General features: G+C 68.1%; 14 protein-coding genes. 7 read left to right on the top strand and 7 right to left on the bottom strand.

Going from position 1 to position 14,684, the window contains the following annotated elements; all coding sequences use genetic code 11:
* Positions 1-6 precede the first annotated feature (6 nt).
* From SPHME3_RS0110485 to SPHME3_RS0110465, 5 genes are all read right to left on the bottom strand, one after another.
* Entirely contained in the window at positions 7-807 is an 801-nt protein-coding gene (locus SPHME3_RS0110485) for an SDR family NAD(P)-dependent oxidoreductase (protein WP_017979210.1), read from the bottom strand.
* Positions 807-1,571 carry an SDR family oxidoreductase gene (locus SPHME3_RS0110480; protein WP_017979211.1) on the bottom strand — a complete coding sequence of 255 codons (765 nt, stop codon included), beginning with the start codon at positions 1,569-1,571 and terminating at the stop codon, positions 807-809. Before SPHME3_RS0110480 ends, SPHME3_RS0110485 begins: the two co-directional genes overlap by 1 nt.
* 88 nt (positions 1,572-1,659) lie before the next feature.
* A complete protein-coding gene (locus SPHME3_RS0110475; protein ID WP_017979212.1) occupies positions 1,660-2,712 on the bottom strand; it encodes a phosphotransferase family protein in 1,053 nt (350 codons plus the stop codon).
* A 166-nt stretch (positions 2,713-2,878) separates the two neighbouring features.
* The gene (locus SPHME3_RS0110470; protein ID WP_024310283.1) at positions 2,879-3,961 is read right to left on the bottom strand and encodes a Zn-dependent alcohol dehydrogenase; all 1,083 of its coding nucleotides are present in this window, start codon (positions 3,959-3,961) and stop codon (positions 2,879-2,881) included.
* A 142-nt stretch (positions 3,962-4,103) separates the two neighbouring features.
* Positions 4,104-5,366, bottom strand: coding sequence for an acyl-CoA dehydrogenase family protein (locus tag SPHME3_RS0110465; RefSeq protein WP_017979214.1), 1,263 nt, complete (start codon positions 5,364-5,366; stop codon positions 4,104-4,106).
* 156 nt (positions 5,367-5,522) lie between these two features.
* On the opposite strand from SPHME3_RS0110465, the gene SPHME3_RS0110460 reads away from it, so the two are divergent.
* Positions 5,523-6,782: a TetR/AcrR family transcriptional regulator gene (locus tag SPHME3_RS0110460; protein ID WP_017979215.1), complete on the top strand. Its 1,260-nt coding sequence runs from the start codon at positions 5,523-5,525 to the stop codon at positions 6,780-6,782.
* A 98-nt stretch (positions 6,783-6,880) separates the two neighbouring features.
* Here SPHME3_RS0110460 and SPHME3_RS0110455 read toward each other — a convergent pair whose 3' ends face one another.
* A complete protein-coding gene (locus SPHME3_RS0110455) occupies positions 6,881-7,945 on the bottom strand; it encodes an acyl-CoA dehydrogenase family protein (protein WP_017979216.1) in 1,065 nt (354 codons plus the stop codon).
* Positions 7,946-8,000: 55 nt separating this feature from the next.
* Positions 8,001-9,221 carry an acyl-CoA dehydrogenase family protein gene (locus tag SPHME3_RS0110450; protein WP_024310284.1) on the bottom strand — a complete coding sequence of 407 codons (1,221 nt, stop codon included), beginning with the start codon at positions 9,219-9,221 and terminating at the stop codon, positions 8,001-8,003.
* Between the two features lie 140 nt (positions 9,222-9,361).
* On the opposite strand from SPHME3_RS0110450, the gene SPHME3_RS0110445 reads away from it, so the two are divergent.
* From SPHME3_RS0110445 to SPHME3_RS0110420, 6 genes are all read left to right on the top strand, one after another.
* On the top strand, positions 9,362-10,558 hold the full coding sequence (locus tag SPHME3_RS0110445; RefSeq protein ID WP_172436179.1) for an MFS transporter: 1,197 nt from the start codon (positions 9,362-9,364) through the stop codon (positions 10,556-10,558).
* 64 nt (positions 10,559-10,622) lie between these two features.
* A complete protein-coding gene (locus SPHME3_RS0110440; protein ID WP_017979219.1) occupies positions 10,623-11,417 on the top strand; it encodes a thioesterase family protein in 795 nt (264 codons plus the stop codon).
* Positions 11,418-11,622: 205 nt separating this feature from the next.
* Positions 11,623-11,850 (top strand): hypothetical protein, encoded by a 228-nt coding sequence (locus SPHME3_RS0110435; RefSeq protein WP_017979220.1) that lies wholly within the window; start codon positions 11,623-11,625, stop codon positions 11,848-11,850.
* Between the two features lie 116 nt (positions 11,851-11,966).
* Positions 11,967-12,485: an EF-hand domain-containing protein gene (locus tag SPHME3_RS0110430; protein WP_231292025.1), complete on the top strand. Its 519-nt coding sequence runs from the start codon at positions 11,967-11,969 to the stop codon at positions 12,483-12,485.
* Between the two features lie 85 nt (positions 12,486-12,570).
* Complete coding sequence (locus tag SPHME3_RS0110425; protein ID WP_020486532.1) at positions 12,571-13,290, top strand: response regulator; 720 nt, start codon at positions 12,571-12,573, stop codon at positions 13,288-13,290.
* Entirely contained in the window at positions 13,287-14,684 is a 1,398-nt protein-coding gene (locus tag SPHME3_RS0110420) for a sensor histidine kinase (protein WP_017979223.1), read from the top strand. The genes SPHME3_RS0110425 and SPHME3_RS0110420 overlap by 4 nt, the downstream gene beginning before the upstream one ends.

Raw genomic sequence — 14,684 nt, 5'->3', positions numbered from 1 at the left:
ATCAAGTCAAACGGCGGTCTTGCCATATTCCTGCCGCGTGACCGGGTGGCTCGACGACAGCCCCCCGTCGACCGCCAGCGCCTGCCCGTTGACGTAGCTGGCGTCGTCGGAGGCGAGAAACAGGGCGACCTTGGCGAGTTCTTCCGGCTGGGCGCCGCGCCGCAGGGGGTTGAGGCGGCCGACGCGGTCCATCTTGCCCGCCTCTCGCGCATAATCGAACGTCGGCTTGGTCATGCCGGTTTCGGTAAGGCCGGGGCAGATGGCGTTGACGCGGACGTTGCTGCCCGACAGCTGCTGCGCGGCGACCGCGGCGAGGTTGATGACGCCCGCCTTCGACGCCGAATAGGCGGGCGAGCCCGCGCCCGAGCGGATACCGGCGACGCTGGCGGTCAGCACGATCGCCCCGCCTCCCCGCTCGGCAATGCGCGGCGCGGCGTGCTTGATCGCGAGGAAGGGGCCGATCAGGTTCACGCGCAACACGTCGGTGATCAGCGCGACGTCGGTGTCGAAGATGTTGGCCATGCCGCCCGAAATGCCGGCGTTGGCGAACATGATGTCGAGGCCACCGAAGCGTTCGCAGGCGAGGTCGATCGCGCGGACGACATCGGCTTCGCTGCCGGCATCGATGCGCAGCGCCTCTGCCGTGCCGCCGGCCTGACGGATCGCATCTGCCGTGGCGTCGGCCCCGTCGGTGAGGTCGGCGACGAGTACGCGGCCACCCTCTGCGGCAAAGGCGATGGCGGCGGCACGGCCGATGCCGCTGCCGGCGCCCGTCACGATGATCGATTTGTCGGTGAAGCGGGCCATCAGATCGTCACCCCGCCATCGACGACCATCGCCTGGCCGGTCATGTAGCGGCTGGCGTCGGACGCGAGATAGACGACCGCGCCGGCGATATCGATCGGATCGCCCAGCCGTCGTAAGGGCGTGTGGCGGCTGGAGCGCGTCTCCGCCTCCGGCGTGTCCCATAAGGCGCGAGCGAAGTCGGTCTTGATCAGGCCGGGCGCGATGCAGTTCACGCGGACGTTGTCGGGGCCGTATTCGACCGCATAGTTGCGGGCGAGCTGGAAGTCCGCGGCCTTGGACACGTTATAGGCGCCGATGACGTCCGACCCCTTCAGGCCGCCGATCGACGAGACGATGACGATCGATCCCTCGCGCCGTTCGCGCATCTCGGGTGCGACCATCTGGATCAGCCAGTGGTTCGACAGGATGTTGTTGTCGAGGATCTTGCGGAACTGGTCGTCGGCGATGCCGGCGAGCGGGCCGTAATAGGGGTTGGAGGCGGCGTTGCAGACCAGCACGTCGATCTGGCCCCATGCCGCGCGCGTCCGATCCACCAGTGCCTGCAATGCGGCCTTGTCGGAGATACTGGCGGCGATGGCGATCGCCCGGCCCTCCCCGAACGCGGCGTTGATCTCGGCAGCGACGGCGTCGCAGGCGTCCTGCTTGCGGCTGGAGATGACGACGCGCGCGCCGGCACGGGCGAGTTCGATCGCGCTCGCCTTGCCGATGCCGCGGCTGGAGCCGGTGACGATGGCGACTTTGCCGGTAAGGTCGAACAGCGACATGGAGGCCCTTTCAAAAGTCACTAAAAGTCACACGAAACCATCGTTTTCGCCTCGCACTTCATGCGAGCTATACCGCCCAAGCCGTTGATTAGGCGCCAGCCGCTTGTGCGAAGTGCCAGCTTGCCGCGGCGAGGCGGTGGACCTGCGCCGCCGACCGTTCGGCCTGCGCGCTGGACGCGGTGCCATCGACGATCCGCTTCTTGATGCCCTGAACGATGCCGGTCAGGCGGAACAGGTTGTAGGCGAAATACCAGTTGAGGTCGGGCACGCCGTCGCGCCCCGTGCGCGCGCAATAGCGGTCCACCATCTGCTCGATCGTCGGGATGCCGGTGTGGGGGCCGGTCTGCCCCTTCACGCCCGATCGGCCTTCCGGCTCCGTGACCCAACTCATCAGGAAGTAGCTGAAATCGGCGAGCGGATCGCCGAGCGTCGACAGCTCCCAGTCGAGCACCGCGATGACGCGCGGCTCAGTCGCGTGGAAGATCATGTTGTCGATGCGATAGTCGCCGTGGACGATCGACGTGCGCGTCTGGTCCGGCACGGTGCGTGGCAGGAAGTCGATGAGCTTCTCCACCTCCGGCATGTGTTCGGTTTCGCTGGCGCGATATTGCTTGGTCCAGCGTTCGACCTGGCGGGCGAAGTAATTGCCGGGCTTGCCGTAATCGCCAAGGCCCGCGGCGACGTGATCGGTGTTGTGGAGGTCGGCGAGCGTGTCGACCATCGCGTTGTAAATGCCGGTGCGCTGGTCGGGGGTATAGTCCGGCAACGTGCCGTCCCACAGGTTGCGCCCGTCGGCGAGGGCCATGACGTAGAACATCGCCCCGATGACGCTGTCGTCGGTACACAGGCCATAGGGCTTCGCAACCGGAAAGCCGGTCGGGTACAGGCCGGCAATCAGGCGATATTCGCGATCGACCGCATGGGCGGAGGGGAGCAACGGCCCGAACGGCTTGCGGCGCAGAACATAGGCGCCCGACGGGCTGTCGATGCGATAGGTCGGGTTGGACTGGCCGCCGGCGAATTTGGCGTAGGTGAGCGGGCCGGTGAAGCCGGCGACGTTCGCCTCCATCCAGCGGGTGAGGTTCGCCTCGTCGAGCCGGTCCTTGTCGGCGACGGCGATGGTGCCGGGGGGTGTGGTCATGCGGCTGCCTTTTGGAATGCGCGATGGACTGCCCCGCCTCCTCCGTCACCCCGGACTCGTGCCGGGGTCCACCGGGCCGCAAGGGCACGGCAGGAGGCTCGAACCGCCCCCCTCGCCGCGGAGTCCCCGGACCGAGTCCGGGGTGACGAGGTACTGTGGGTAGTCCTCACGCGAAGGTGATCACGCTGCGGGTGGCGTCACCCTTGCGCAGTTCGTCGAACGCGTCGTTGATCCGCTCCAGCGGCATGCGCTCGGCGATGATCGTGTCGAGGTCGAGGCTCCCGCGCATGTAGAAATCCACCAGGCGCGGGATATCGACGGGGAAGCGGTTGCTGCCCATCAGGCCGCCTTGCAGCTTCTTGCCCGACAGCAGGTCGATCGCCGACAGACCGACCTTCTCCGACGGCGGCAGCATGCCGAGGATCGTCGCGGTGCCGCCGCGGCGCAGGACCTTTACTGCGGTGGCGGCGCTCTGGGGACGGCCGACCGCTTCGATCGCGTGGTGGACGCCGCCACGCGTGATCTCGACCACCTCGTCCGCCGCCGTGTCGGATAGCGCGTCGACGCTGTGCGTCGCACCGAGCTTTTCGGCGAGCGCGCGCTTTTCCGGGACGGGGTCCAGCGCGATGATCTTGCCCGCGCCGGCGATCTTGGCGGCGTTCACCGCGGCGAGGCCGATGCCGCCGCAGCCGACGACGCACACCGTTTCACCGGGCGTGACGTCGGTGGTGTTGAATACCGCCCCGGCCCCCGTCGTCACCGCGCAGCCGATCAGCGCGGCGCGGTCCATCGGCATCTCCGGATCGATCGCGACGCAGGCATGTTCGTGGACCAGCATCATCTCGGCATAGGCCGACAGGTTGAGCATCTGGGCGACCGGCTGGCCGTCGAGGGTGAGGCGCGGCGCGGCGCCCTTGGGCCGGCGGACGCCCGCGTCGACGCACAGGAACATGCGCCCCGTGACGCAAAACTCGCAATGGCCGCAGAAGGCGCTGAGGCAGGTGACGACATGATCGCCGACCTTCACGGTACGCACTTCGCTGCCCACCGCCTCCACCACGCCCGCGGCCTCGTGCCCCGGGATGGTGGGGAGGGCGTGCGGGTAGATGCCGTCGACGAAGTGGAGGTCGGACCGGCAGACGCCGACTGCGACGGTGCGGATCAGGACTTCGTGCGGGGCCGGATCGGCGACGGCGACGTCCTCGATGCGGAGCGGGGTCTTGGGTTCGAAGAGGACGGCGGCTTTCATGGGAATGGCCTTTCCTGTTTCGTCTTCGTCATCCCGGCGGACGCCGGGATCCATGGTTTCGGCGTCGCTGGTGGAGCGCGCCCTCGTCAGGTCATCGCGTCCATGGATCCCGGCTTTCGCCGGGATGACGATAAAGGGCAGATCAGCGCGCCGGGCGCTCCGCGGCATAGTCGCCGTATTTGCCGAATTCGGCGCGGGCGATGGCGCGGTTGTGAACCTCGTCCGGCCCGTCGGCGAAGCGGAGCGTGCGCAGTGCCGCCCAGGCGTGGGCCAGATGGAAGTCCTGGCTGACGCCGCCGCCGCCATGCGCCTGGATCGCGTCGTCGAGGATCTGCAGCGCCATCGTCGGCGCGGCGACCTTGATCATCGCGATCTCGAGCTGCGCGGCCTTGTTGCCCGCCTTGTCCATCATGTCGGCGGCCTTGAGGCACAGAAGGCGCGTCATTTCGATGTCGATACGCGCCTTGGCGATCCGCTGTTCCCACACCGAATGGTCGGCGATGCGCTTCCCGAAGGCGACGCGGCTGAGCAGGCGCTTGGCCATCGCCTCGATCCCCGTTTCGGCGACGCCGATGGTGCGCATGCAATGGTGGATGCGGCCCGGCCCAAGCCGCCCCTGCGCGATCTCGAAGCCGCGGCCTTCGCCGAGCAGCACGTTCTCGACCGGCACGCGCACGTCCTTCATCACCACCTCGCCATGGCCGTGCGGCGCATGGTCGTAGCCATAGACGGTGAGCATGCGCTCGATCGTGACGCCGGGCGCGTCCATCGGCATCAGGATCATGCTCTGTTGCTGGTGGCGCTTGGCCGAGGTGTCGGTCTTGCCCATCACGATCGCGACCTTGCAGCGCGGATCGCCGACGCCCGACGACCACCATTTGCGGCCGTTGATGACGTAGTGATCGCCGTCGCGGACCATTGAGGTTTCGATGTTGGTCGCGTCCGACGAGGCGACGGCGGGCTCGGTCATCAGGAAGGCGGAGCGGATGTCGCCGTTCATCAGCGGCCGCAGCCATTGCTCCTTCTGCTCGCGCGTGCCGTAGCGGTGGAAGACCTCCATGTTGCCGGTGTCGGGCGCGGAGCAGTTGAACACCTCCGACGCCCAGCCGATCTTACCCATTTCCTCGGCGCACAGGGCATATTCGAGGTTGGTGAGCTGCGTGCCTTCGAACGCGAACGTGTCGTCGACATGGGTCTGGCCCGAATTGGGCGGCATGAAGAAATTCCACAGGCCGGCGGCCTTCGCCTTCGCCTTGCACTCTTCGATGACGGGGATCACCTTCCAGCGATCGCCCTCATGTTCCTGCGCGTCATGTTCGGCCTGGCGAGGGCGGATTTCCGAATCGATGAACTGGCGGACGCGGTCGCGGAAATAGGTTTCCCGCTCGCTCAGGGTGAAGTCCATGGGGCGTCTCTCCAACGTATGTTTGCCAGAGGTCTAGGCCGTACCGTACATTCGGTAAAGTCCCATCCGCCCGCTTCCGATGGCTTTTTCACGCCTGACGCCCGGCACCCCAAGAAAACACTGTTTCTTCGAAAGCGGCATTGATAGACTGGCCGGATGGAACAAACGGGGGCGGATGCCGGCGAAACCGTCGGGGCGGAGGAACAGGGCACCAAGCGCTTCCGGGCGAAGCGCGATGCGATCCTGTCCGCCGCAGCGGAGGCGATCAACGAACAGAGCGCGAAGGGCATGACCTTCGCCGACGTGGCGCGCCGCGTAGGGCTGAACACGACCAGCGTCACCTATTATTTCAAGCGCAAGGAAGACCTGGCGGCGGCGGCGTTCGAGCATACGCTCGACCAGCTGCTCGCCATGCTGGACGATGCACTCGCCCAGCCGACACCGCAGGCACGCGTGCGCCGCTACCTCGGCCTCATCATGGACCGGCTGGCCCGCGTGCAGCGCGGCGAGGATCGCGCGATGGCGGTCCTGTCCGACCTGCGCGCCAGCGAAGAGCCCAACCGTACCCGATTGCTGAATCGCTGGCGCGAGGTGTTCCGGCGGACGCGATCCCTATGGGGCCCTGCCGCCAGCCGCGCGGAGACGGACCTGTTCGGGGCGCGGGCGCACGTGCTGCTGGAAAACACGTTCTGGCTGCCGATCTGGGTGTTGCGCTACGAACCGGATCAATACGATCGGATCGAAGCGCGGCTGATGGACGTGTTCGAACATGGCATCGCCGCGCCGAACGCGCGTTGGGCGCCGCAGCCGATCGATCTGAGCCATGAAGAGACCGAGCCGGGGCGCGCGGCCTTCCTGCTCGCGGCCACGCGGCTGATCAACGAACTGGGCTACCGCGGTGCATCGGTGCAGCGGATCGCGGCGGAGCTGAACGTCACCAAGGGCAGCTTCTATCATCACCTCGATGCCAAAGACGATCTGGTCATCGCCTGCTATCGGCGCAGCTTCGACACGATCAGCGATGCGCAGCGACTGGCGGACGAGACCGGCGGCAGCCACTGGCAACGGCTGTCGAGCACGATCGCGACGCTGCTGGACGTGCAGTTCGCCGAGCGCGCACCGCTGCTGCGGACGACGGCGCTGTCGGGCCTGCCGGCGATCGTACGGACCGCGATGGTCGACCGCTCCAACCGGATCGCGCGGCGCTTCGCCGGCACGATGATGGACGGGATCGCCGAAGGATCGATCCGCCCGGTCGATGCGCTGGTGGCGGCGCAGGCGCTGATGGCCCTGCAAAATGCGGCGTTCGATATGCGGAAATGGGCGGGGACGATGCCGCGCGAACGCGCGGTGGCGATGTATGCCTCGACCTTGTTCTTCGGCCTGTTCGACGATCGGGCGCTTCACGACGCGTGAGCGTTAGCCCGCAGCGGCCTACGCGACGCAAGCACGGACGCGCGGAAGACCGGGGCGCAAATATTGGGCGGGGCGGCGCATCGGCCGCCCCGTAGCCTTCAATACCCGGCGAGCTGCGCGAAGCGTTCGCGATGGAAGGCGGCATTGCCCCACATCGCCTCCAGCACCGCCGCGCGCTTCATGTAGAAGCCGGCGTCATGTTCGTCGGTCATGCCGATGCCGCCGTGCAGTTGGATCATTTCGCGGCTGACGAGGCGCAACGTATCACCCGCCACCGCCTTGGCGAGGCTGACGCTCTGCGAAAGGTCGCTGCGGCGCGCATCGATCGCCTCCAGCGCCCCCTCCACCACCGATCGCATGAGTTCGAGTTCGGTCAGCATCTTCGCCATGCGGTGCTGCAGCGCCTGGAAGGTGCTGAGCTGCTGGCCGAACTGGACGCGCGTCTTGAGGTAATCGTTGGTCGTGGCGAAGGCCTGTTCGGCGAGGCCGAGCATTTCGGCGGTGACCAGCGCGGTAGCGTGGTCGACGATTTTGGCGGTGAGGTCCGTACCGCCGAGCCGGGTCGCGGGAGCCTTGTCGAAGCGGACTTCGGCATGGCTGCGGGCATCGGCCATGCGACGGGTGGAGCGGGTGACGCCCTCGTCGCCGGCCACGAGGTACAGGCCGTCGGCGGCAGCGACGACGAAGGCCGCAGCGCTGTCTCCCTCCGCGACGAACGCCTTGGTGCCGGTGAGGCGGCCATCCTCGACGCGGGTGCCGATGGCGCCACCGTGGAGCGGGCCTTCGTCGATGGCGAGCGTCGCCACCGCCTCGCCACTCGCGATGCGCGGCAGCCATTCGGATTTGGCGGCGTCGCTATCGCCGAGCACGATCGCGGTCGCCGCCGGGCCCGTGGAGCCAAGCGGGTGCGCGACGAGCGTGCGGCCGAGCTGTTCGATGACCATGCCGAGCGACAGATAGCCGAATTCGGAGCCGCCATGCGCTTCGGGCACGACGATGCCGCCCCAGCCCATCTGGCCCATGTCGCCCCAGGCGTTGACGTCGAACCCTTCCGCGGGCGCGGCATTCCTCAGGCGTCGGAAGGCGGTGACCGGGGATTCGTTGTCACCCCATTCGCGCGCCATGTCGCGCAGCATCGTCTGTTCTTCGGTGAGGACGGCCATGCCGTGAGCTCCTGAGTTTGGGTGCGCGGGTGTTGATGGCGGTTGTTCGTGCCAGTTACTGGTGGTCCAGCATCCCGAGGATGCGCTTGGCAACGATGTTGTTCTGGATTTCGGAGCTGCCGCCGTAGATCGACACCGCCTTGCCCCACAGCCAGGTGCGGGTCTGCGCCAGTTCGTCGTCGGTGAACCCCTCGCCTTCCCAGCCGAGGCCATTCATCCCCATGATTTCGATCGCGAGTTCGGCGCGGTCCTGCGTGATGCGCGCACCGACGTTCTTCATGATCGAGGTCGCGGCAGACGGTCCCTGGTTCGATTTCGCCTCGGCCGCGGCGCGGCGCAGCGTCAGGACGAACGCGCGCACATCCATCTCGTGGCGGATGATGCGGGTGCGCAGGTCGGGATCGGCGATGCGGCCCTGTTCGTCGGTGCCGCGATAGGCCTTGGCGATCTCGCTGAGCGGCTTGCCGGCGAGCAGGCGCCCGGCCGAGCCGCCGCCCCCCGACAGGCTGGAGCGTTCGTGCTGAAGCAGCCGCTTGCCGATCGTCCAGCCTTCGCCTTCGCGGCCGACGAGGTTGTCCTTCGGCACCTTCACGTCGGTGAAGAAGGTTTCGCAGAAGGGCGACGAACCTGAGATCAGGCGGATCGGCTTCACTTCGACGCCGGGGGCGTCCATGTCGATCAGCAGGAAGCTGATGCCTTCATGCTTCTTCGTCTTGTCGGTGCGGACGAGCGCGAAGCATTTGTCGGCCCATTGGCCGCCCGACGTCCAGGTCTTCTGCCCGTTGACGAGATAATGGTCGCCCTTGTCCTCGGCGAAGGTCTGCAGGCTCGCGAGATCGGAGCCGGCGCCGGGTTCGGAATAGCCCTGACACCAGCGCACCTCGCCGCGCGCGATGGCGGGGATATGCTCCTGCTTCTGGGCCTCGGTGCCATATTCGAGGAGCGTCGGGCCGAACATCATCACGCCCATGCCGCCGATCGGATTCCAAGCACCGATCCGCGCCATTTCCTCTTGCAGCACGCGGGCCTCGGCCCGGCTGAGGCCACCACCACCATATTGCGCGGGCCAAGTGGGGACGCCCCACCCCTTCTCGCCCATCGCCTTCGTCCAGGCGGCTTCGTCCGGCGTGGGATCGTGCGGGCCTTCGACGGCGGACATGCCGCCATCCTTATGCGCCAGGGCCTTGGGGAAATGCGCGGCCAGCCAATCGCGTGCTTCCTGCCGGAAGGCGTCGAGCGGATCGGTGGGGGCGTCGGCGGTGAGGGCAGTCGCCATCATGTCTCTCCTGATCCCGAATCTGAAGATCGGGTATGCTGTGGATAGCCATGCCATGAATGATCGGGCGTGCAAAGCCCCGCATTGGCTTGGTGCGCGGCTTGCGGCACAAGAGCGCCGACAAATGTGGGGAGTGGGGCATGCGGTTCGAGCATAAGGCGGTGCCGATCGCGCTGGCGGCGGTCCTGATCGACACGATCGGCTTCGGCATCGTCGCGCCTGTCTTCCCCGCGCTTCTGCGCAGCCTGGGCGAGACGGACATCGAACAGGCGACGCGGATCGCCGGGTGGATGCTCGTCGTCTATGCCGGCGCACAATTCTTTGCGGGGCCGGTGCTCGGCAATCTGTCCGATCGGTTCGGGCGGCGGCCGGTGCTGATCGCATCAATGGTGAGTTTCGGGCTGGATTATGCGGTGATGGCGATCGCGCCGAGCGTCGGCTGGCTGTTCGCCGGACGCGCGATCGCCGGGATCGCTGGCGCGGTCTATGGCCCTGCCGGATCGGTGATCGCCGACGTGACGCCGCCCGAAAAACGCGGAGGGACCTTTGCGCTGATCGGCGCGGCGTTCGGCCTGGGCTTCATCATCGGACCGGCGCTGGGCGGGCTGTTCTCGCTATGGGGACCAAGGGCGCCGTTCGTCGCGGCGGCGCTGCTGGCGCTGCTCAATGCGGTCGTGATGCTGGTGGCGATGCCGGAGACGCTGGCCCCTGAGAACCGGCGGCCGTTCCGCCTGCGCGACGCGCATGTCATCGGGGCGTTCCGGCCGCTGTTCCACGCTGGCAATGCCGCGCCGCTGCTGATCGCGATGTTCCTGTGGCAATTGGCGCACATGGTCTATCCGGCGACCTGGAGCTTCTGGGCCACCGCGCAGCTCGGCTGGGACGCCAAGGCGATCGGCTGGAGCCTCGCCTTCGTCGGCGTGGTGGCGACGATCGTCCAGGGTGGACTGACCGGGCCGGCCATCGCGCGGCTGGGGGAGCGGCGGGCGCTGCTGATCGGACTGACCGCGGCCGGCCTGTCGTTCCTGGCGTTCGGCGGCGTGACCCAGGGGTGGCAGGTCTATGCGCTGTTCGCCGTCAGCGCCTTCGATGGATTCGCCATGCCGGCGATGCAGGCCATGGTCTCGCGCATGGTCGACGCATCGCGGCAGGGCCAGTTGCAGGGCGGACTGGGTGCGATGGGTAGCGTGTCGGCGATCGTCGCGCCGCTGCTGCTGACGCAGGTGCTCGCGTGGGGCCTCGCCCACGGGTTTCCCGGCGCATCCTTCGTCATCGCCGGCGTGCTGGCGCTGGCGGCGGGCGCCATCGTGATGACGCGGGTGCGAGCGGCCGGGTGATGATGCCAGACGATTTCGAACATTGCGTATGGCGTCGGCGCGGACCTTGCCCTAGCCTTCGCCGATGAGCCCGACCACCCACCCCGCCCTCGTTCCTCTACGCGACGTCATCGCCGGTTTGCAGGCCGACGCGGGCGGCTGGACGGGCGTCGTGCCGGACAGCTGGTTGCAGGGCCGCACGGCGTATGGCGGCCTGTCGTCGGCGCTCGCCTTGCATGCTGCCATGGCGTCGGACAGCGATCTGCCCCCGCTGCGCTCGGCGCTGGTCGCATTCATCGGCCCGCTGAGCGGCGCCATCACGATCCGCGCCGAGCGGCTGCGACGCGGACGCAACGCCGCCTTCGTCCAGGCGGACGTGACGAGCGAGGCGGGCCTGGGCTTGCGTGCGACCTTCGTCTTCATGGGGCCGGTGCCGTCGCGGCTCGATCAGCGCGCGCCGGCCGGCCCGGCGGTATCGCCGCCCGGACCCGACGACCGGATCCTGCGCGGCCATCCCGCCGTGCCCTTCACCGGCAATTTCGAGTTGGTCGATGCGCCCGGCACCGGCCCTGCGGAGTGGCTGCGCTGGGTCCGGCTGAAGGATCGCGAGGGGCTGCACCCGATGGTCGAGCTGATGGCGGTCGCCGATTGCCTGCCGCCCGCCGCGATGAAGCTGCTCGGCGGGCCGGCACCGGTCAGCTCGATGACGTGGCAGCTGAACCTGCTCGCCGATACGCCGGTGACGCAGGATGGCTGGTGGCTGCTGCAGGCGGTCGCAGGCCATGCGCGCGACGGCAGTTCCAGCCAGCGCATGGGGATCTGGTCCGCCGACGGCACGGCGATCGCGGATCAGATGCAGAGCGTGGCGGTCTTCGCCTGATCGCCCTCTGCGGCGATGGAGCAATTCTGCCCTGCACCCGGTAGGTTTCCACTATTGATACTAAACCTGCCGCATCCCAGCGTTCGACGCAGGTGACGCCCCTTGTCTTAAGCGCCGGTTATCTGACGGAAAGGTGAACTATTGTTCACGGGACAGGACTCGGCGGCTCCCCTATATTGCAGCTCTTCGATGTGGAGAATGCACGATGCGTAAGCTTGCCTTTATCGCCATTCCGCTGATGATGGCCTCTGCCCAGCCCGCTCTGGCCAAGGGGTGCCTGCGCGGTGCCGCCGCCGGCGCGGCGGCCGGTCATTTCGTCGGCAAGGGTCACGCCATGCTCGGCGCCGCGGCGGGCTGTGCCGCCATGCACCACCATTATGCCAAGCAGGCCCGCGCGCAAAAGGCGCAGGCCAAGGCGGCGGCGCAGCACTGAGCCGCTGCGACAGTTTGCGACACAAATCCGCGCGGCCGACATGACCGCGCGACAGAGCTGATCGACAAGGCGCATCGTCGGGCGGGGGTTGGCCCCGCCCCCTGGAGACCAGGACGATGCGTACAGCTCTGATTACGATGATGGCGGCGGGCGGCCTGCTGGCAACGGCTGCGACGGCGCAGACCGCGCCACAGGCCCCCGCTCCTGCCCCCAATGGCGCCGCGCGTCCGCATGGCGGCATGATGCGCGCCGATGCCAATGGCGACGGCACCCTCACGCGGGCTGAAGTGATCGCGCAGGCGCAGGCGCGCTTCGACGCGATGGATACCAATCATGACGGCACCGTCACGCCGGAGGAACGCTCCGCGGCGCGCGCTGCGATGTGGGCCAAGCGCGGTGGCGGCACCGGCGACGCTCCGGCGATGAACCGCGGTGGCAACGGCGGTGGTCGCACCCTGACCCGCGCCGACGCCACGGCCCGCGCAGGTGCGCGCTTCGACCGGATGGACACGAACCACGACGGTAAGCTCGACGCGACCGAAATGGCGGCGGCCCGCTCCGCGATGCATCACGGTCGCCGTGGCGGCGCTGCGCCCGACGCGAGCCAGCCCGCCGGCACGCCCGACGCGCAATAAGCGTATTCTGACGGCAAGCGCCGGGCGGTCCCGATCGGACCGTCCGGCTTTGCAGGAGACGATTCGCGTGGCAGAGCTGGAGCTTATGGGAGACATGCAGCACCTGCTGCTCGTCGATGACGAGCGTTCGATCCGCGAGCCGCTGGCGCAGTATCTTACCAAGCAGGGCTTTCGCGTGACCCAGGCCGCCGATGCGGAAAGTGCGCGGATGCGGCTGGCGGCCTATGCGATCGATCTGGTCATTCTCGACGTGATGATGCCGGGCGAGGACGGCCTGTCGCTGTGCCGGCATATCGCCGCGACCAGCGACACACCCGTCATCCTGCTGACCGCCAAGGCAGAAGAGACCGACCGTATCGTCGGGCTGGAAATGGGCGCGGACGATTATGTCACCAAGCCCTTCTCGCCCCGCGAGCTCGCGACGCGCGTGAAGGTGGTGCTGCGCCGGCTGACCGCTGGCGGCGCGCGGCAGCATGCCCCCGAGAGCGGCTCCTATGCATTTGCGGGCTGGGTGCTGAAGACGGGCGAGCGTTCGCTGGTCGATCGCGAGGGCGTCAGCGTGCCGCTGTCGACCGGGGAGTATAATCTACTGTTGGCGCTGGTAACGCGGCCGCGGCAGGTGCTGACGCGCGACCAGCTGCTCGACCTGACGCAGGGCCGTGAGGCCGCGGCATTCGATCGCGCCATCGACAATCAGGTCAGCCGCCTGCGCCGCAAGATCGAAGCGGACGCCAAGACTCCCGATATCATCAAGACCGTCTGGGGCGGTGGCTATACGCTGGCCGCGGAAGTGACGCGGCTGTGACGCAGCCCGCCGCGGCGCCGGCACCGCGCGCCAAACGGCGGCTGTGGCCGCGCAGTCTTGCCGGGCAGATGGCCGTGCTGATCGCGCTGGCGCTGTTCGTGGCACAGGCCGTCAATTTCGGGCTGGCGCTGCGCGACCGCGCGCAATTCCGGCTCGCGCAGGCGGCACGGCCGGTCGCGATCCGCATCGCCGATGCGGTCGAACGCGAGGCGCAAGGCCTGCGACCGATCCTGCGCGACCGGGGCCGTGTGCGGCGGGCCGACAGTGACGCGATCCCGGCCGACCTGCCGCGCCTGCCCGCCTTTGCCGACGAGTTGCGCGACCAGCTGCGCGAACAGGGCATGGAGGTCGGGCGGATTGATACAGGCGTGCGTCCCTGGGCCGGAATCGACGATGCATGGCAGGCGCGCAATCCGATGCGGCCGGGCCGCTATCGCCGCCACGTCGAGCGGCCCGAGGCTGCGCTTCTGGTCGCGATCGAGCAGCCGGGCCACGGCTGGCTGGCGTTGACGGTCGCCTGGGGTGACAATGGCGGCATCCGGCTGTTCTGGCGTTTGTTCGCGCAGACGTTGATCCTGTACGCGGTCGTCCTGCTTCCGGTGCTGTGGATCGCGCGGCGTATCTCGCGGCCGTTGCGCGCGCTGACCGCCGCAGCCGAGCGGTTCGGGCGCAGTGGCGAAGGCGTGGTGCCGGTGCCCGTGCGCGGGCCGGCCGACATCACCGGCCTGGTCCAGTCGTTCAACCAATTGCAGACGCGCGTCACCGCGATGCTCGACGAAAAGGACCGGATGCTGGGCGCGATCGGTCACGATCTTCGCACCCCCCTCGCCGCGCTGCGCGTCCGGGTCGAATCGGTCGACGACGACACCGATCGCGCCCGGATGAGCGACACGATCGCCGAAATGAACCGGACACTCGACGATATCCTGTCGCTGGCACGCATGGGCCGGCCCAGCGAACCCGTCACCGAGGTCGATCTTGCCGCATTGGTCGATGCGGTGGTCGAGGATTTTCGCGATCTGGGTCAGGACGTATCGTTCGACGAGGCCGAGCGGCTGCGCATGCGGCTGCGCCCGTCGCTGATCCGCCGCGCGATCCGCAACCTCATCGAAAACGCCGTGAAATATGGTGGCGGTGCCGAGGTACGGCTGATCGCCGAGCCGCAGCGCGTCGCGATCGAGGTGGGCGACCGTGGGCCGGGCATCCCGGAGTCGCGGCTGGGCGATGTCTTCGCGCCCTTCACGCGCCTGGAAAGCTCGCGCAACCGCGATACCGGCGGCATCGGGCTGGGCCTCGCGCTCGCCCAGACGATCGTGCGAGAAGCCGGCGGCGAGATACGGCTTACGAACCGCGCGGGCGGCGGCCTGTGCGCGACGATCGAGCTGCCGCGCTGA

The sequence above is a fragment of the Sphingomonas melonis DAPP-PG 224 genome, from assembly GCF_000379045.1.
GTDB lineage: Bacteria > Pseudomonadota > Alphaproteobacteria > Sphingomonadales > Sphingomonadaceae > Sphingomonas > Sphingomonas aquatilis.
The sequence above is the reverse complement of the archived record's forward strand: the minus strand, read 5'-3'. Positions and strand labels throughout refer to the sequence as shown.